The following is a 17,419-nucleotide window of genomic DNA, read 5'->3' as shown; positions in this document are numbered from 1 at the left end:
ATGAGCTGGTTTTATGCTTGTTTCACAAAGACGAGTTCTAAATCACTGGATAAATCAGGTTGGTAGTCAAAACCGGCGAAGCTAAGCTTACGAGCTTGTTCGACTGTTTGAACTTGTCCTTCTATCAAGGCGGTCAAAAAGGCGCCACGGGCTTTTTTTGAAATAGTTGAGTGGATTTTCAGCTGACCTGCCTTGTCCTCCATAAATTTGAAGGTCACCATCTTTTCTCTGATTTCCTTCGAAAATACGGTTTCAAACTCTGATGATAGGAGGGAGAATATCAAATCCTCATCCTGTAGCGCCTCATCGTAGGCTGACTTCCAATGAGTCATTAGGGTTTTACCAACTACTTTTAACTTCATTAAGAAGTCCAAACGATGAGGAGCCATGGGCGACAAGGCTGGGACAACACCGTATAAAGCTGATGTTATTAAAACATGATTTTCAAGATAGGTTTGTTCAGCCTCAGCTAACCCATCTCGTTTGATGTGACGATACATGAGACCGTCAAAGAGTTTCAAGGCTGGATAATGCTTAGCCCTTCGATCTTTTAGAGCTTGAATATGGCTGTACTCTTCTTCTGCTTTCTCGGCAGATACCTTATAAAAAGTCTCTAATTCACTAGCTGAGTAGTGCGCCAGTGAGTCAAGGACTGCCTGACTTTCTTCCTTCAAAGGGAGCGCTTCGATACAAGGATGGTTTGTGTTCATTTCTTTTGCTGTTGGGATTAAAATTTTCATATTGTTAGTGTAGCATATTTTTCAATCACGACCAAGAATTTCATCTTAAAAACCTCGGTTCATACCGAGGTTTCTCTGTTTATTTTGGCCATCCTAACCAGATAGCCACGAGAACAAGGGCTGTGCCAGCTAAGCTTGTTAAGATAGATAAGAATTTATCTTTTTTCTCCTTGAACTGAGAAAACCTATTTTTATACTCAATGAAAATCAAAGAGCAAACTAGGAAGCTAGCCGCAGGCAGTACTTGAGTACGGCAAGGCGACGCTGACGTAGTTTGAATTTGATTTTCGAAGAGTATTATTGTACTTTAAAGGTCTTGAGGTAATTATCTTTTCCAACTTGACCTTCGAAGGTTTGGCCATTTTCGAGGTAAGGAAGGTCGTCTGATACGGAAGCCTTGACCTTATAAATCTTGCCATCAACTTTAAAGAAGTAGACGGTATTCCCCTTGATAACAGCTGATTTAAGGTCTGAAACCACTCCCTTGATGTTTTCTACCGTTTCATTATCCAGGTCGAGGTCGTTTTTATTGGCATACTTGCTGAGGAGTTCATCTACCGTAGTTGCTACGATGACGTTTTGGTACTCCACGGCATCAACCAAAGCATACTCCTTGACCAAACCTGCATTGTCCTTCAATCCCATGATGTAGAGCGGTTTGTCATTGAGATTGACAAGGATAGGGAAGGTCGCCTTATAGGCTTTTTCCTGCACTGCTCCTTCTGCGGAAGCACGGGCTGATTCTTCGGTTGCTGATGCTAGATTGTACTTGGTGATTTCACCAGTGCGCATATTTTCAAGGATAAATCCTAGATTACTTTCGTCAGCATTTGCTGAAGTCACCCCCGTGTAGAGATAAATGTCATTTCCGATAGAAAGATAGTTATAGCCTTCTGTCGTTTGGGTAACGTTTTTCTTAGAAATCAAAGCATTCCAGAAGCCGTCTTTATACTTGCCGTTGTAGTTGATTTGCTCGATGGTTTCTTCTGCTGGATAGACACGATCCACCCATTCTGGGACTTCATCCAAGCTGTATTCCTTGGTTTCTCCATTGGTAGCATCTAAGATAATAACAGATGAAGGACGAGGGACTCCTAGACCAAACTGTTTTTGATAAACGGTTGCTACATAGAAGGGATTGCCTTCATCATCCACCTCAAAGGACGGGGTTTTAAAAATCTTGGTTGGGTACTTAATCCGAAGATGACGTTTGACGTCACGGTTAAAATACTCGGAGTCCGAATACTTCATCGGTGTTTTCAAATCTACCAATTCCGCATTTCCTGTCACCATATCAACCTTGATATACTCGCCAATTCCCTTGGCTTGATTGTTGAACCATTTGATAGGATCAGCATACTCCAAGGGAGTCACCCGATAGGGTTTGCCATCAACTGTCAGCTGAGTATAGGTATCTGCTGCTACGTACTGGGATACCTTATCCGTCAGAGAGCCCAGATAACGGTCTCCAATCTTTTCTGCAGTGCTCCGATCTAGGATTGGAACCTTACTGGTATCACTCTTAGGAAAATCTTTAAAGTCTTTTTCTGTGATGGACACCACATTAGCATAATTTTTTGCTTGGAAAAAGCTAGAGGTCACTAGACTTACCAGACCAGCAAGGGCAAAGATAAGGCCTGCAGTCAGCAACAATCCTCCACCTAATTTATTAAAATGAAGCCCTTCTAGATTGAGTTCGTTGGCAACCTTGCCATGACGAACATGAACCGTCTTGACGAAATTGGTATCCTTACGAATACTAAACAAAATCCCCATCACCACCAAATGTCCACATAGGAAAAAGACAAATTCCCAGCTGGTGAGATTGAGTGGTGGCAAAAAGATATACCAGGTCGTTGCGATAAAAACAAGTTCAAAGAGTATACGTTTCATCTGAGTTCCTCCTAAATAATCCGTCCTTCCAAATGATCCAGTTCATGTTGGCAGATCTGAGCTGGAAAACCTGTTAGCGTAATGGTCTGTTCCTGCCACCTGCTATCGCGATAGGAAACCGTAATCGTTTCATAACGAGTCGTCGTTCGAACCCCAGTCAAAGACAAACAACCTTCCTCCGTCTCGTAAGGCCCTTTGTAAGAAAGGAGAATAGGGTTAAACATGACCATGGGAACTAGGCCAAGATTGAAGATAATCACGCGTTTCTGCACACCAATCATATTAGCTGCCAGACCAACACAAGTCTCACGATTAGCCAACAGGGTATCCTGCAAATCCCTAGCCAGATAAAGGTCTTCCTGACTTGCAGGTTTCGAGACCTGCGACAAGAATAAGACATCTCGGACAATTTTCTTTTCCATTCTCTTTCACTCCTTGCTATTTTACTTTATTATAGCACAAAAGAGGATAACTTCTAACCATTCTCCTCAAATGCAAAAAAAGCCATCCGAAGATGACTTTCTTTTTAAATCGCGTTCTTATCAAGACCAAGTTTACGTTGAACAAACTTGACGATTTCGACGATAAGTATCATTGAGAAGCTTCCAGCTAGAACAATACCCCATTGTGACAAGTCCAGTTTTGTAACATGGAAGATACCTTCAAGCGGTTCTACAACGATTGTTGCCATCAAGAGAATGAAGGATACCAAGATAGACCAGTTGAAGGTCTTAGACTTGAATGGTCCGACTGTCAAGATGGATTGGTAAACAGACTTGACGTTGTAAGCATGGAAGAGCTGGATCAAACCAAGTGTTGCAAAGGCCATGGTGAGGGCATCCGCGTGAATGGCTTGGTTGTCTCCTACATGGACCGGATAAGCAAGAGCAAGACCATAAACAGTCAAGACGAGTGCCCCTTGAAGTACACCTTGATAGATAATGGAACTCAAGACCCCACCTGAGAAGAAGCTTGATTTGCGTCCACGTGGTTTGTGGGTCATAACACCTGGCTCAGCTGGTTCAACACCAAGAGCGATAGCTGGGAAGGTATCGGTTACCAAGTTAATCCACAAGAGATGAACTGGCTGTAGTACATCCCAACCAAACAAGGTTGATAAGAAGATTGTTAATACTTCGGCCGTATTGGCAGAAAGTAGGTACTGGATGGTCTTTTGAATGTTTGAGAAGACCTTACGTCCTTCTTCAACTGCGACGATGATAGTCGCAAAGTTATCATCTGCAAGGATCATGTCAGAAGCTCCCTTAGAAACCTCTGTACCAGTGATTCCCATACCGATACCGATGTCGGCTGTTTTTAGAGCTGGCGCATCATTAACACCGTCACCTGTCATGGCAACAACCTTACCTTGGTTTTGCCAAGCCTTCACGATACGAACCTTGTGTTCTGGAGATACACGCGCATAAACAGAGTATTGACCAACGACTTTTTCAAATTCTTCATCAGAAAGTTCGTTAAGCTCAGCACCAGTCAAAACATGGTCTTCCGAGTCATTTTCGTCGATAATTCCCAAACGTTTAGCAATAGCTTCTGCTGTGTCTTGGTGGTCACCAGTGATCATGATTGGACGGATTCCCGCTTCCTTAGCCACACGAACGGCTTCTGCCGCTTCGGCACGCTCAGGGTCAATCATCCCAATTAAACCAGTAAAGATCAAGTTGTTTTCAAGCTCTTCAGAAGTAAGATTTTCTGGAATACTATCGATAATCTTATAAGCACCTGCAAGGACACGCAAGGCTTGGTGAGCCATTTCAGAGTTGTTTGTGTGAATTAAGTCATTGACTTTCTCATCAATCGGAGCGACATTTCCAGCTTTATCACGAGCAACACAACGTTTCAAAAGTTGGTCTGGAGCTCCCTTAACCGCCACAAGGAATGTACCATCTGGCAATGGGTGAACCGTTGACATGAGCTTACGATCTGAGTCAAACGGTAACTCAGCTACACGAGGATATTTCTCTAAGAACCCTTTAACATCGTAGCCCTTGTCCAAGGCATACTGGATGAAGGCTGTTTCCGTTGGATCCCCGATCAGGTTTCCTTCTGCATCAATCTTGGTATCATTAGCCAAGACAACTGAACGAAGTAGTGGCATGTCCAAGCCAAGTTCAATGTCATCAGCAGAGTCATGTAGGACTGCATCATAGAAGACTTTTTCGACTGTCATCTTGTTCATAGTAAGTGTACCAGTCTTATCAGAAGCGATGATTTCAGTTGAACCAAGTGTTTCTACTGCTGGTAACTTACGAACGATAGAGTTTCGTTTTGCCAAAACTTGAGTACCAAGGGCAAGAACGATGGTCACGATAGCAGGAAGTCCTTCTGGGATGGCTGCAACAGCAAGCGCAACAGAGGTCATCAACTCACCAAGTGGATTTTTACCTTGAATGAAGACTCCAACTACAAAAGTAACAAGGGCAATAACCAAAATTGCATAGGTCAAGACCTTAGAAAGGTTGTTCAAGTTTTGTTTGAGTGGCGTGTCTGTCTCATCCGCATCTTGGAGCATGCCAGCGATATGACCAACTTCCGTGTACATACCTGTATTGACAACAACACCAAGACCACGACCATAAGTCACGTTTGAGTTCTGGAAGGCCATATTGACACGGTCACCAATACCAGCATCTGCAGCAAGTTCTACGGTCAAGTCTTTTTCAACTGGAACAGACTCACCTGTCAAAGCCGCTTCTTCGATTTTAAGAGAGTTGGCTTCTAGCAAACGTAGGTCTGCTGGAACCACATCACCAGCTTCAAGGGCAACGATATCTCCTGGTACCAATTCTTTGGAATCAATCTCAGCCATATGCCCATCACGAATAACGCGAGCAGCTGGACTAGACATAGACTTGAGGGCCTCGATGGCTTCTTCTGCTTTTCCTTCTTGGTAAACACCAAAAGCAGCATTGATGATAACCACGGCTAGGATAATGATGGCATCTGCGATATCTTCCCCACCAGAAGTTATGACAGACAAGATGGCTGCAGCCACCAAAATAATAATCATCAAATCCTTAAACTGTTCGATGAATTTAACCAAGAGAGATTTTTTCTCACCCTCTTCGAGTTCATTGCGCCCATATTCAGCTAGGCGTTTCTGCGCTTCGCTTGACGAAAGGCCTTGCTCAGTTGCTTCAACCGACTTCAAGACTTCTTCGGGACTTTGAGTATAAAACGCTTGGCGTTTTTGTTCTTTTGACATATGTCTCCTCCTTGACTTTGTGTGCAAAACAAGCTCTCTTTTGGTTTTATGACAAACAAAAAGAGACCTGTTAATCATAACAAGTCTCGCTGTTTAAGATAGCGCCGGAAAGAATACTTTGCAGTATAAAATTCGGAATGACGACACTATCACAGGTTTCTGCCAGCTACTCCCTTGAGTAGTACTATTATATCAAAATTTGAACAATTTTCAAGAATTAAAATCCGATGAAACAAGACTAAATTTGAATTTTCCCATGAAAACCAGTATAATGAAAACAGAATCTCAGCACTAGAAAGGAAGTCCGATGAATCAATCCATATCAAATCTCAAGTTGGCGGAACGTGGTGCCATTATCAGCATTTCGACCTACTTATTCTTGTCTGCGGCAAAATTAGCGACTGGCCACCTCCTACAGTCTTCCAGTTTGGTAGCGGATGGTTTCAACAACGTATCAGATATTATCGGAAATGTTGCTCTTCTGATCGGTATTCGGATGGCGCGCCAGCCTGCAGACCGTGAACACCGCTTTGGACACTGGAAGATTGAAGATTTGGCTAGTTTGATTACTTCCATCATCATGTTCTACGTTGGCTTTGATGTTCTTCGGGACACCATTCAAAAAATTCTTAGTCGGGAACAGACGGTTATCGACCCTCTGGGTGCAACTCTCGGAGTCGTCTCTTCGGCAGTCATGTTCGCTGTTTATCTCTATAATACTCGCCTCAGTAAGAGATCCAAGTCCAAGGCTCTCAAGGCAGCTGCTAAGGACAATCTTTCCGATGCTGTTACCTCGCTTGGGACTTCCATTGCTATCCTAGCCAGCAGTTTCAACTATCCTATCGTGGATAAATTGGTCGCTATCATCATCACCTTCTTTATCTTAAAGACAGCCTATGATATCTTTATCGAGTCTTCCTTCAGTCTTTCAGATGGTTTTGATGACCGTCTGCTGGAGGACTACCAAAAGGCCATCATGGAGATTCCAAAGATTAGTAAGGTTAAGTCCCAAAGAGGGCGCACCTACGGTAGCAATATCTACCTTGATATCACGCTGGAGATGAATCCTGACCTATCAGTCTATGAAAGTCACGAAATAGCAGACCAGGTCGAATCCATGCTGGAAGAGCGCTTTGGAGTCTTTGATACCGATGTCCATATCGAGCCAGCTCCCATACCTGAGGACGAGATTTTAGACAATGTCTACAAAAAACTGCTCATGCGTGAGCAATTGATTGACCAAGGAAATCAGCTAGAAGAACTCCTTGCTGAGGACTTTCTCTATATCCGTCAAGATGGAGAGCAGATGGATAAAGTCGCTTATCAAGCCGAAAAAGAACTTAAAGCTGCTATTAAGGATATTCAAATCACTTCCATTAGTCAGAAAACCAAGCTCATTTGCTATGAGCTAGATGGCATCGTCCACACCAGTATCTGGCGTCGCCATGAGACTTGGCAAAACATCTTCCATCAGGAAACTAAAAAAGAAGACAAACAGTGACCCTATCCAGTGGATAGGGCCTTTTTGATTATTCTACTTTAAGCAAAGACAGACTATGACGGTTTGGAAGATTTGCTTTTCGAAGCTTGTTTTGCCTTTTTTCTTGCTTGACGATTTTGTTCGATGCGCCATTCTCTTTCATAGTACTTCATGGTCTCGTAGACCCTTTCAGGAAGTCCTACATCTAGCAGAAAGATAGGGATGATCAAATCTGCTGACGGATGAAAAGGGAAACACCTTCTCTTCAGTAGAGCTAGAAGTGATTGGGATTTCACATTTTCCTTGTTTTTAAAATAAACTTCAATCCGATAGGAATTCCTATACTTTCCTCCAATCCGAGAGAAGGAAAATTCCTCTACATCTGCCCAAGCATAGAAATGACTGGGTTTCTTTGGGTTTGGTTTGTAGTAAAACCCCTCAGCAGTACATTTTAAATATTCCTTATCGGAGCTTAACAGTCTGTATGTCTGATAAATGACTACTCCAGCACAAAAGAGGACAAGCAGTATTAACAAAAGACTGATCGCATGAAGTTTGCTCCCCTTTTCCGAATACGAATAGAGATAAGATAGAGGTAACAAGAAGAAAAGACCAAACAAGGTATTCCAAATGATTTTCTTGGGACTACGTTTAATGACTTTTTCTTCCATCATGCCAACTCACTTAAATATTCATAGCGTTCGTATTTTTCAAGCAGGGCTTCATTCTTCTCGTCTAGTTCTTTCTGAAGAGTGGCCAGTTTACCAAAATCAGAACCATTGGCCTGCATCTCCTCTTCAATGGCTGCGATACGATTTTCCAAGGCTTCAATATCGCCTTCAATACTTGCCCACTCCTGCTTTTCTTGGTAGGTCATGCGTTTCTTGTCTTCACGGACCTTGACCATTTTCTCCTTTTCTGCCTTTTGCACTTGATTGGCCATCTCTGTTTCAAAGGCTTTTTCATCAAGGTAGTCGGTGTAATGGCCAAAGAAAGGACGAATCTTGCCATTCTCAAAGGCGAGAATCTTGGTCGCTACCTTATCCAAGAAATAACGATCGTGGCTAACTGTCAAGACAGGACCTGCAAAGCCCTGTAAGAAATTTTCCAAGACTGTCAAAGTCGCAATATCTAGGTCATTGGTCGGCTCGTCCAAAAGAAGAACATTGGGTTTTTCCAAGAGCAATTTGAGAAGATAAAGGCGTTTTTTCTCTCCACCAGACAATTTCTCAATCAAGGTTCCATGCGTCGAACGTGGGAAGAGAAACTGCTCTAGCAACTCTGCAATGGAAGTCGTAGAACCACCACTGGTCTTAACCTCTTCTGCTACTTCCTGCAGGTAATTGATAACCCGTTTGCTTTCATCCAAACCTTCAATTTGTTGAGAAAAATAGGCGATGCGAACCGTCTCACCGATGATAACTTGACCTTTAGTCGGCTCAAGACTTCCTGCGATGAGATTAAGCAGAGTTGACTTCCCGACACCGTTGTCCCCAACGATTCCGATACGGTCTTTGGCTTGCACCAAGAGATTAAAATCTTGCAAAATGGGCTTGTTTTCATAGGCAAAGGAAACATCCTGAAACTCGATGACTTTCTTCCCAATCCGACTGGTTTCAAAGTTCATGGTCAAGTCTGTATCAGCAACGCCACCTGAAACTTCCTTTTTCAAGTCAAGGAAACGATTGATACGGGCTTGTTGCTTGGTCGCACGTGCCTGTGGTTGTCTGCGCATCCAGGCCAGTTCTTGCTTATAAAGTTGTTCTTTCTTGTGGAGAAGAGCTGCGTCACGCTCATCTTGTTCAGCCTTGAGGCGAACATAGTCCTGATAATTTCCCTGATACTCGGTCAAGCCTGCTCGGTCCAACTCGAAAATCCGCGTTGATAGTGCATCTAGGAAATAACGATCATGTGTGATAAAGAGAACGGTCTTCTTGGAATTTTTCAAAAAAAGAGTCAGCCACTCAATGGTCGCAATATCCAAATGGTTAGTCGGCTCGTCCAGAAGCAAGAGGTCGTGGTTTCCTAGGAGAACTTGCGCCAACTGAACCCGTCTTCTCAGACCACCTGACAATTCACCAACTGGAGTCGACAAGTCCTGAATACCCAACTTGCTGAGAACGGTCTTGACCTGACTCTCGATTTCCCAGGCTTGGAGAGAATCCATTTCTGCCATGACCCGTTCCAAACGAGCTTGCTTGTCCTCACTGTAGTTGAGCATGATTAACTCATACTCACGAATGAGCTGGATTTCCTTGAGGTCGCTGGATAGAACCGTGTCCAAAACTGTCTTGCTATCATCAAAATCAGGATCCTGTGTCAAGTAGCCAATCTTATAGTCATTCTTAGCCGAAAAGGGACTGACATCCCCATCAAAGCCAGAAACACCAGAAAGAACATCCAAAAGGGTGGTCTTACCCGTTCCATTGACACCTATCAGACCGATTCTGTCCAAGTCATGGATGATAAAGGAAATATCCTTAAAAACGGTCTTGTCACCAACGGATTTGCTTAGTTTTTCAACGATAAAATCACTCATTTTTTCTCCCTCAGGTAAGCATGGATAGCTTGACGGTCGTTTTCCAACTCTCCATCGACAATGGCAAACTCAATCTCTGTTAAAATCTCTCCCAAGTCTGGTCCTGGCTGGTAACCATATTCCTTAATCAAAATGCCACCGTTAATCTGAATTTCTTTCTTATCATGAATGGTCAAACTATGGTAAGTTTCTGTAATAGCTTGTGGCTTGACTTCTTTTCCTTGGGCCTGACGAAGATTTTCAGCTTGTAGAAGGGAATCCAAGTCAAAGCGGTAACAATCGCGCTTGCTAAGCTCTCCTTCTTCTCGCAAAGCCAAAATGGTCAGCAAATCCTGAACCTGCTTGGCAAACTGGCGTGAGGTTTTCCAAGCTTTCAAAAATGGCTGTGCATCTTTAATCTCCAAAGCCCACAATAGAGCCGCCCAGGCTTGTTCAGAAGATTCAAAAGTGAACTCAGTCTCCAAATCAAACAGTCTGTTGAGCTTGTCCTGGCTCCCTGCCATATCTGGAAGATAGTCATAAGCTCGACTCTCAATCATGGAAGCCAGACCAACTCGCCAAAAAGGTGCCAGCAAGAGCTTATCAAACTCAACGAAAGTGCGCTCCACAGAAATTTTCTCCAAGAGCGGCGTCAAAGTCTTCATCGCCTCAAAAGTTTCTGACTCAAGTTTAAAACCGAGACTGGCCTGAAAACGAAAACCACGCATAATACGCAAAGCATCTTCGTTGAAACGCTCACTAGCTACTCCAACTGCTCGCAAGACTTGGTTTTTCAAATCTTCTAAACCATGAAATAAGTCAATGATTTCGCCTGTCTCATCCAAAGCAAAGGCATTAACCGTGAAATCACGGCGCTTGAGGTCCTCTTCTAGCGAGCGCACAAAGGAAACCGCACTGGGTCTGCGATAGTCCACATAGACATCTTCGGTCCTAAAGGTGGTTACCTCATACTCCTCGTCCCCTTCTAAAACCAAGACAGTTCCGTGCTCGATTCCGATATCAGCTGTTCGTGGAAAAATCTGCTTGGTCTCCTCTGGGTAGGAAGAAGTTGCGATGTCCACATCATGGATGGGACGATTGAGGAGGGCATCTCGAACAGAGCCCCCAACAAAATAGGCCTCAAAGCCTGCTTCTTTAATTTTTTCTAATACTGGTAAAGCCTTCTGAAATTCAGAAGGCATTTGCGTTAATCTCATAATAAGTGTTCTAATCCATAGACAAGCTCATGACGCTTGACAACTTCTTTTATTCCCAAATTGACCCCTGTCATGAAGGAGCTGCGATTATAGGAGTCATGACGAAGGGTCAACCCTTCTCCCTGATTGCCAAAGATAACTTCTTGATGAGCTACTAAGCCTGGCAAACGAACTGAGTGGATCCGCATGCCATCAAAATCAGCACCACGGGCACCTGCAATCAATTCTTCCTCATCAGGCGCACCTTGTTGGATAGACTCTCGCACTTCCGCCATCAACTCAGCCGTTTTAATGGCTGTTCCGCTCGGAGCATCTTTTTTCTTGTCATGATGGAGCTCGATAATCTCCACATTGGGGAAATATTTGGCAGCCTGCGTCGCAAATTGCATAAGCAAGACAGCCCCCAAGGCAAAGTTAGGGGCAATCAAGCCACCCAAATCTTGTTCACGGGAAAATGCTTTTAATTCTGCAATTTCTTCACTAGTGAATCCAGTTGTTCCTACGACAGGAGCAAAGCCATTTTCAAGGGCAAAACGCGTATTTTCGTAAGCAACGGCTGGTGTAGTAAAATCCACCCAGACATCCGCTTCAAAACCAGCCAAGTCAGCCTTATCATTAAAGACAGGAATCCCCTGCCATTCTGACTCAGACTCAAAAGGATCCAAAACTGCGACCAAGTCCAAGTCTGGATCAGCCAAGACCATCTGACAAGCAGCCTGGCCCATCTTTCCCTTAAAACCGGCAATAATTACTCGAATACTCATCTCTACTCCTGACTAAGATACAAAGGACGTTAGCTGCCCATGAAAAATAGGGAATGGCGCTGACTTTCCATGAAAGGCAAGGCAGGCATCTTTTTTCAAGAGGCAGGTAGGCCGTGTTCAATTTCTAAGATACAAGGCCTGTAAGAACAATTTAGACGATTGGTGTATAGCTCAAGGCGATACTACCTTCTCCAAGGTGGGTCCCAATAACACTACCAAAGGTTTCAATTGGAATTTCAGCAGTCACACCACTCTCCATCAAAAGCTGACGTAAATCCGCTGCCTTTTGAGGAGCGTTCCCATGAATGACTGTTATACGGTAGTCCCCATCTTTTGTCAACTCCTTGATGATTTCCACCAAACGTTTGATTGCTTTCTTTTCTGTACGAACTTTTTCGTAAACTTCAATCACTCCTTGGTCATTAAAGTAAAGAATAGGCTTGATACTGAGGAGATTCCCTAAGATGGCTGCCCCATTTGACAAACGTCCTCCTTTAACCAAGTGATCGAGGTCATCTACTATGATAAAGGCTGAATTATCAGCAATTTGAAGAGCTAATTTCTCCTGAATCTGAGCAAAATCATCGCCTTGTTCTGCCCATTCAAAGGCACTCTCTACCATAAATCCTAGAGGGGAACTTGTGATATGGGTATCTGGAAAGGCAATGGTCAAACCTTCATACTCGTCTAACATATATTGGATATTCTGATAAAAGCCTGAAATTCCTGACGAAAGAAAGAGTCCCAAGACATGGGTATAACCCTCGTTTTTCAAAGAACTAAGAATCTCATCCAATTTGGCAATACTTGGTTGACTAGTTTTAGGCAATTCTCCAGACTGAGCCATTTTTTGATAAAATTCCTCAGCAGTCAGATTGACACCTTCGACATACTCTTCCCCATCAATATTGACAGGAATATCCAAGATAAATAGATTCTCTCTTTGCAGCGTCTTCTCCTCTAAATAGGCTGAAGAATCTGTAATGACAGCTAATTTCATGACTAAAACTCCAAATTGATCCCTGGAAGATCCAAGGCAATTTCTGTTACTTCATACGTCAAACGATTGAGCATGTTCAAACATGGACGTGCCAAGGTTTCGACTTCTTCTTGGTTAAATTCGCTTGGTTCGTTGACAATACGACCTTCCACATGGTTCACTTGGGAAATTGTTCCGCTGATGACAAATTTGTCAAAGACAATCATAAAGCTCAAGATAACGACTAAAGAAGTCACTTGGTTTTCTTGGTCATGTTGGAGTAACTGAAAGTTCACGTCTACCTTGGTTTCAGGAGCTCCATTTTCATTTTCCCATTCAAAGTTACGAGCATCAAAGTGATACTGGCTAACAAATTCTTGTTCTCGTTTAAGATTCATTTTTCTCTCCCATTGCTACAATTTACTATGCAATTGTACCACATTTTTATCATTTCATCTAGTTTTCTAGGCTTTAGTCAATTCCAATTTCATCTTTAACAACAGCAGCAATCGTATCTACGTAGTAGTTAACTTCTTCTGTTGTTGGGGCTTCTGCCATGACACGCAAGAGGGGTTCTGTTCCACTTGGGCGGACAAGGATACGACCGTTCCCTGCCATTTCTTCTTCCATCTTTTCGATGATTGTCTTGATGGCTGGTACTTCCATAGCCTTTTCTTTCATGGCATTTTTCACTCGGATATTGACCAGTTTTTGTGGGTAAATCGTCACTTCTGATGCCAGTTGAGACAAGCTCTTGCCTGTTTCTTTCATGATTTTAGTCAATTGGACAGCTGATAATTGACCATCACCAGTTGTATTGTAATCCATTAAGATAACGTGACCAGACTGTTCACCACCAAGATTGTAGCCTGATTTTCTCATTTCTTCAACGACATAGCGGTCACCAACAGCAGTCACTGCCTTGTTAATACCGGCACTCTCCAAGGCCTTATGGAAGCCAAGGTTAGACATAACGGTTGTCACGATGGTGTTTTGAGCCAACTGGCCTTTTTCAGAAAGATATTTTCCGATGATGTACATGATCTTATCACCATCGACGATGTCACCATTTTCATCAACAGCAATCAAACGGTCACTATCTCCGTCAAAGGCCAAACCAATAGCTGACTGGCTTTCTTTGACCACTTCTTGAAGAGCTTCTGGATGTGTAGAACCCACATTCAAGTTGATATTCAGACCATCTGGTGTCTCCCCAATAACAGTTATTTGAGCCCCAAGGTCTGCAAAGATTTGACGAGCACTCGTAGACGCTGCACCGTTGGCTGTATCCAAGGCCACTTTCATTCCTTCAAGAGGAGTTCCAGTTGAAACAAGGTAGCCTTCATACTTACGTAAACCTTCTGGATAGTCCACTAAGGTTCCCAAGCCTTCGGCACTTGGACGAGGAAGGGTGTCTTCTGTAGCATCTAGCAAGGCTTCGATTTCTGCTTCTTTTTCATCATCAAGTTTGAAGCCGTCCCCACCAAAGAACTTAATTCCATTATCAAGGGCTGGGTTGTGGCTAGCGGAAATCATGACACCTGCACTGGCTCCCTCAGTTTTTACCAAGTAAGCTACTGCTGGTGTTGCAAGGACACCAAGTTTGTAGACGTGAATCCCTACAGAGAGGAGACCTGCCACCAAGGCAGATTCTAGCATTTCTCCTGAGATACGTGTATCGCGTCCTACAAAGACTTTAGGGGCTTCTGTTTCGTGTTGACTGAGGACATATCCACCAAAACGGCCTAGTTTAAAAGCCAATTCTGGTGTCAGTTCTACGTTTGCTTCTCCACGGACTCCATCGGTCCCAAAATATTTACTCATTTTATTTATCATCCTTTTCTATTATTTATTATTGTTTAGACGAATCTGATTTTGTTTCTGAACTCGTTGAAGACGAACTGCCTTCTGAAGAACTTGTTGACGAGTTACTTGAACTAGACGTTGCTGTTTTTGTTGTAATTTTCATAGTTGTGTCAAATGGCATAATGACGCTTGGTAAGACATTTCCATTTTTATCGACTGCTTGTAGAGGAACAGAGGACGAGTAGTTTCCAGTTATCCGTTCACTCGTCGGTAAGATGGCAATGACACGATCTACTTTGGAGAGGGTTTCCTCATCACTAATAACCGTTACTTTTTCATCTGATACAGTAACTGTATCGATTTTCACGCGAGAATCAATCTGACTAGGATCAATCTCCGGCACAACAATGACATTGTCCCGTTTTGCTTTTTTACCGACCTTCACTGTTATCTTTTGCGGTGTCGCAACAGCCGTCAAACCGCTCGGAAGATTTTCAATGGTTAGAGGAACTTCGATGGTTCCTACACTGGCATCAGAAAGATCAGCTGTCACCTTAAATTTGCGGGTGCTTTCCTGCATCTCACTCGCCAAAGCAACTCTATTTGACCCTGTTAGAAAGACCGTCACCTCAGATGTAAAACCACTGATAAAATACTGATCACTGTCATACTGAATATCAATTGGGACATTAAGAACTGTGTTCGTATAAGTCTCCGTCCGCACCTGTCTGGCACTGTTGCTATTCTGATAGTTTGTCAATGTTGCATAGATAAAGAGAATGCAGGCGAAAAAGAAGGAAGAAATGATGTATAGACTATTTTTTCTCATGTTTCAATCCTCCTAGCAAGCGCTCTTTCAGACCTTGCTTTTTCTCTGATGTTGGAAGTAAGATTCTTCTCAATTCAGATTCAAACTCTTCCAAGGTCAAATCGTGCTTAAAGACTCCATTATAAGTGATTGAGATTCCACCCGTTTCTTCCGAAACCACAAAGGTAAGAGCATCTGACACTTCCGACAAACCAATCGCCGCCCTGTGACGCGTTCCAAACTCCTTGGAAATCCCGGTATCTTCAGTCAAGGGTAGATAGGCTGAAGTTACAGCAATCCGGTCTTCCTTGATAATGACAGCACCATCATGCAAGGGAGTATTGGGAATGAAAATATTGATAAGCAATTCAGCCGAAATTTTAGCATCTAAAGGGATCCCTGTCGAGATATATTCCTGCAAGGTTCTCACTCTCTGAACCACTACAAGCGCCCCAATCTTACGAGGACTCATGTATTCAACTGATTTCACAAATGCACGAACCATCTGCTCTTCCGCACTAATAGGGGCATTGGAGAAGAAATCAGTAGCCCGGCCCAATCGTTCCAAACCAGTCCGAATCTCTGGTGAAAAGATAACCACCGCTGCAATCACCCCGTAGGTGATGATCTGATTGATTAACCAGGAAATAGTCGTTAAACCAATCATATTGGAAAGAATCTGGGCTAGAATAAAAACTAAGACCCCACGGACCAATATCATAATCTTGGTGCCTGCAATAGCTTTAGTAAAATGATATAAAATATAAGTCACAATGAGAATATCAATCAGATTGGTGACTATACTCCAAGGACTTGAAAACAAACTCGTCCAGTATTGTAAATTGGATAATTGTTGAAAATTCATCCTTGGCCTCCTCCCTGTCAAAACACTTTACTCATCATTATACCATTTTTTGCCCATTTTTTCCCTATCCTACCTCATTTTAAATTAAGCAAAAATATGATAAAATAAACTGACTAGAAAAAACAAAGGAGAAATCATGTCTCAACTCTATGATATTACCATTATAGGTGGCGGTCCTGTCGGGCTCTTTGCTGCCTTTTACGCTCACCTACGCCAAGCCAAAGTCCAAATCATCGACTCCCTTCCCCAGCTCGGTGGTCAACCAGCCATCCTCTACCCTGAAAAGCAAATCCTTGACGTGCCAGGTTTTCCAAACTTAACTGGGGAAGAGCTAACCAATCGCTTGATTGAACAGCTAAACGGCTTTGATACCCCTATCCATCTCAATGAAACCGTTCTTGAAATTAATAAACAAGATCAAGGATTTACCATTACAACCAACAAGGGAAGTCACCTGACTAAAACCGTTATCATTGCTATGGGTGGTGGCGCCTTCAAGCCACGTCCGCTCGAATTGGAGAACGTTGAAGACTATGAAAATATCCACTACCACGTTTCCAACATTCAGCAATATGCGGGCAAGAAAGTAACTATCCTTGGTGGCGGGGACTCAGCAGTGGACTGGGCTCTGGCTTTTGAAAAGATTTCGCCAACTACCCTTGTTCACCGCAGAGATAATTTCCGCGCCTTGGAACATAGTGTGCAAGCTCTACAAGAATCATCTGTAACCATCAAGACGCCGTTCGTTCCTAGCCAACTTATCGGAGATGGAAAAACACTCGATAAACTAGAAATCACCAAAGTCAAATCAGATGAAACCGAAACTATCGAAGTAGACCATCTCTTTGTCAACTATGGTTTCAAATCATCTGTCGGTAATCTTAAAAATTGGGGGCTGGACCTCAACCGTCACAAGATTATCGTCAATAGCAAGCAAGAGTCTAGCCAAGCAGGTATCTATGCCATCGGGGACTGCTGCTACTATGAAGGTAAGATCGATTTAATCGCTACAGGACTGGGGGAAGCTCCAACAGCTGTTAACAATGCCATCAACTACATTGACCCAGAACAAAAAGTTCAACCCAAACACTCGACCAGTTTATAAGAAAAGAACCACGGATCAACT

At 43.1% G+C, this 17,419-nt stretch carries 16 protein-coding genes; 2 read left to right on the top strand and 14 right to left on the bottom strand.

The features are described from left to right. Positions 1–11 precede the first annotated feature (11 nt). From yaaA to HMPREF1518_RS04630, 5 genes are all read right to left on the bottom strand, one after another. Positions 12–740 (bottom strand): peroxide stress protein YaaA, encoded by a 729-nt coding sequence (gene yaaA, locus HMPREF1518_RS04645; protein WP_033584471.1) that lies wholly within the window; start codon positions 738–740, stop codon positions 12–14. A gap of 79 nt (positions 741–819) precedes the next feature. Then, complete coding sequence (locus HMPREF1518_RS10440; protein ID WP_002874755.1) at positions 820–951, bottom strand: DUF3953 domain-containing protein; 132 nt, start codon at positions 949–951, stop codon at positions 820–822. Between the two features lie 86 nt (positions 952–1,037). Beyond that, on the bottom strand, positions 1,038–2,633 hold the full coding sequence (locus HMPREF1518_RS04640; protein WP_033584469.1) for a hypothetical protein: 1,596 nt from the start codon (positions 2,631–2,633) through the stop codon (positions 1,038–1,040). Positions 2,634–2,644: 11 nt separating this feature from the next. Continuing rightward, the gene (locus HMPREF1518_RS04635; RefSeq protein WP_033584468.1) at positions 2,645–3,055 is read right to left on the bottom strand and encodes a peptide deformylase; all 411 of its coding nucleotides are present in this window, start codon (positions 3,053–3,055) and stop codon (positions 2,645–2,647) included. 104 nt (positions 3,056–3,159) lie between these two features. Next, positions 3,160–5,856: a cation-translocating P-type ATPase gene (locus HMPREF1518_RS04630; protein WP_033584466.1), complete on the bottom strand. Its 2,697-nt coding sequence runs from the start codon at positions 5,854–5,856 to the stop codon at positions 3,160–3,162. Between the two features lie 307 nt (positions 5,857–6,163). Here HMPREF1518_RS04630 and HMPREF1518_RS04625 point away from each other — a divergent pair, with 307 nt between their 5' ends. Continuing rightward, a complete protein-coding gene (locus HMPREF1518_RS04625) occupies positions 6,164–7,357 on the top strand; it encodes a cation diffusion facilitator family transporter (protein WP_033584464.1) in 1,194 nt (397 codons plus the stop codon). A 53-nt stretch (positions 7,358–7,410) separates the two neighbouring features. Here HMPREF1518_RS04625 and HMPREF1518_RS04620 read toward each other — a convergent pair whose 3' ends face one another. The 9 genes from HMPREF1518_RS04620 to cdaA form a co-directional block, all read right to left on the bottom strand. After that, the gene (locus HMPREF1518_RS04620) at positions 7,411–8,010 is read right to left on the bottom strand and encodes a hypothetical protein (RefSeq protein ID WP_033584462.1); all 600 of its coding nucleotides are present in this window, start codon (positions 8,008–8,010) and stop codon (positions 7,411–7,413) included. Further along, positions 8,007–9,875 carry an ABC-F family ATP-binding cassette domain-containing protein gene (locus tag HMPREF1518_RS04615; RefSeq protein ID WP_033584460.1) on the bottom strand — a complete coding sequence of 623 codons (1,869 nt, stop codon included), beginning with the start codon at positions 9,873–9,875 and terminating at the stop codon, positions 8,007–8,009. The genes HMPREF1518_RS04620 and HMPREF1518_RS04615 overlap by 4 nt, the downstream gene beginning before the upstream one ends. Further along, positions 9,872–11,071 carry a CCA tRNA nucleotidyltransferase gene (locus HMPREF1518_RS04610; protein WP_081730807.1) on the bottom strand — a complete coding sequence of 400 codons (1,200 nt, stop codon included), beginning with the start codon at positions 11,069–11,071 and terminating at the stop codon, positions 9,872–9,874. The genes HMPREF1518_RS04615 and HMPREF1518_RS04610 overlap by 4 nt, the downstream gene beginning before the upstream one ends. Beyond that, positions 11,068–11,835: a 4-hydroxy-tetrahydrodipicolinate reductase gene (dapB, locus tag HMPREF1518_RS04605; protein WP_033584456.1), complete on the bottom strand. Its 768-nt coding sequence runs from the start codon at positions 11,833–11,835 to the stop codon at positions 11,068–11,070. The genes HMPREF1518_RS04610 and dapB overlap by 4 nt, the downstream gene beginning before the upstream one ends. A 151-nt stretch (positions 11,836–11,986) precedes the next feature. Further along, positions 11,987–12,835 (bottom strand): DegV family protein, encoded by an 849-nt coding sequence (locus tag HMPREF1518_RS04600; protein ID WP_033584455.1) that lies wholly within the window; start codon positions 12,833–12,835, stop codon positions 11,987–11,989. A 2-nt stretch (positions 12,836–12,837) separates the two neighbouring features. Continuing rightward, complete coding sequence (locus HMPREF1518_RS04595) at positions 12,838–13,212, bottom strand: DUF1149 family protein (RefSeq protein WP_001050092.1); 375 nt, start codon at positions 13,210–13,212, stop codon at positions 12,838–12,840. A gap of 73 nt (positions 13,213–13,285) precedes the next feature. Beyond that, the gene (gene glmM / locus HMPREF1518_RS04590) at positions 13,286–14,638 is read right to left on the bottom strand and encodes a phosphoglucosamine mutase (protein ID WP_033584453.1); all 1,353 of its coding nucleotides are present in this window, start codon (positions 14,636–14,638) and stop codon (positions 13,286–13,288) included. Positions 14,639–14,666: 28 nt separating this feature from the next. Then, complete coding sequence (locus tag HMPREF1518_RS04585; protein ID WP_001230922.1) at positions 14,667–15,449, bottom strand: CdaR family protein; 783 nt, start codon at positions 15,447–15,449, stop codon at positions 14,667–14,669. Next, complete coding sequence (gene cdaA / locus HMPREF1518_RS04580) at positions 15,436–16,293, bottom strand: diadenylate cyclase CdaA (protein ID WP_033584451.1); 858 nt, start codon at positions 16,291–16,293, stop codon at positions 15,436–15,438. The genes HMPREF1518_RS04585 and cdaA overlap by 14 nt, the downstream gene beginning before the upstream one ends. A gap of 136 nt (positions 16,294–16,429) precedes the next feature. Between cdaA and HMPREF1518_RS04570 the strand changes: the two genes are divergently transcribed. Beyond that, positions 16,430–17,398, top strand: a complete 969-nt coding sequence (locus tag HMPREF1518_RS04570; RefSeq protein ID WP_033584449.1) for an NAD(P)/FAD-dependent oxidoreductase — start codon at positions 16,430–16,432, stop codon at positions 17,396–17,398. The last annotated feature ends 21 nt before the right edge of the window (positions 17,399–17,419 follow it).

The sequence above is a fragment of the Streptococcus sp. SR1 genome (assembly GCF_000526075.1).
GTDB lineage: Bacteria > Bacillota > Bacilli > Lactobacillales > Streptococcaceae > Streptococcus > Streptococcus halitosis.
Note: the sequence above shows the minus strand (reverse complement) of the source record. Positions and strands in the feature narration are given on the sequence as shown.

Coding starts and splice junctions, on each gene's coding strand:
- dapB (WP_033584456.1), bottom strand. CDS start 11,835: ATGAGTATTCGAGTAATTATTGCCGGTTTTAAGGGAAAGATGGGCCAG.
- yaaA (WP_033584471.1), bottom strand. CDS start 740: ATGAAAATTTTAATCCCAACAGCAAAAGAAATGAACACAAACCATCCT.
- HMPREF1518_RS04595 (WP_001050092.1), bottom strand. CDS start 13,212: ATGAATCTTAAACGAGAACAAGAATTTGTTAGCCAGTATCACTTTGAT.
- HMPREF1518_RS04570 (WP_033584449.1), top strand. CDS start 16,430: ATGTCTCAACTCTATGATATTACCATTATAGGTGGCGGTCCTGTCGGG.
- glmM (WP_033584453.1), bottom strand. CDS start 14,638: ATGAGTAAATATTTTGGGACCGATGGAGTCCGTGGAGAAGCAAACGTA.
- HMPREF1518_RS04620 (WP_033584462.1), bottom strand. CDS start 8,010: ATGATGGAAGAAAAAGTCATTAAACGTAGTCCCAAGAAAATCATTTGG.
- HMPREF1518_RS04585 (WP_001230922.1), bottom strand. CDS start 15,449: ATGAGAAAAAATAGTCTATACATCATTTCTTCCTTCTTTTTCGCCTGC.
- HMPREF1518_RS04610 (WP_081730807.1), bottom strand. CDS start 11,071: ATGAGATTAACGCAAATGCCTTCTGAATTTCAGAAGGCTTTACCAGTA.
- HMPREF1518_RS04635 (WP_033584468.1), bottom strand. CDS start 3,055: ATGGAAAAGAAAATTGTCCGAGATGTCTTATTCTTGTCGCAGGTCTCG.
- cdaA (WP_033584451.1), bottom strand. CDS start 16,293: ATGAATTTTCAACAATTATCCAATTTACAATACTGGACGAGTTTGTTT.
- HMPREF1518_RS04615 (WP_033584460.1), bottom strand. CDS start 9,875: ATGAGTGATTTTATCGTTGAAAAACTAAGCAAATCCGTTGGTGACAAG.
- HMPREF1518_RS04630 (WP_033584466.1), bottom strand. CDS start 5,856: ATGTCAAAAGAACAAAAACGCCAAGCGTTTTATACTCAAAGTCCCGAA.
- HMPREF1518_RS04640 (WP_033584469.1), bottom strand. CDS start 2,633: ATGAAACGTATACTCTTTGAACTTGTTTTTATCGCAACGACCTGGTAT.
- HMPREF1518_RS04600 (WP_033584455.1), bottom strand. CDS start 12,835: ATGAAATTAGCTGTCATTACAGATTCTTCAGCCTATTTAGAGGAGAAG.
- HMPREF1518_RS04625 (WP_033584464.1), top strand. CDS start 6,164: ATGAATCAATCCATATCAAATCTCAAGTTGGCGGAACGTGGTGCCATT.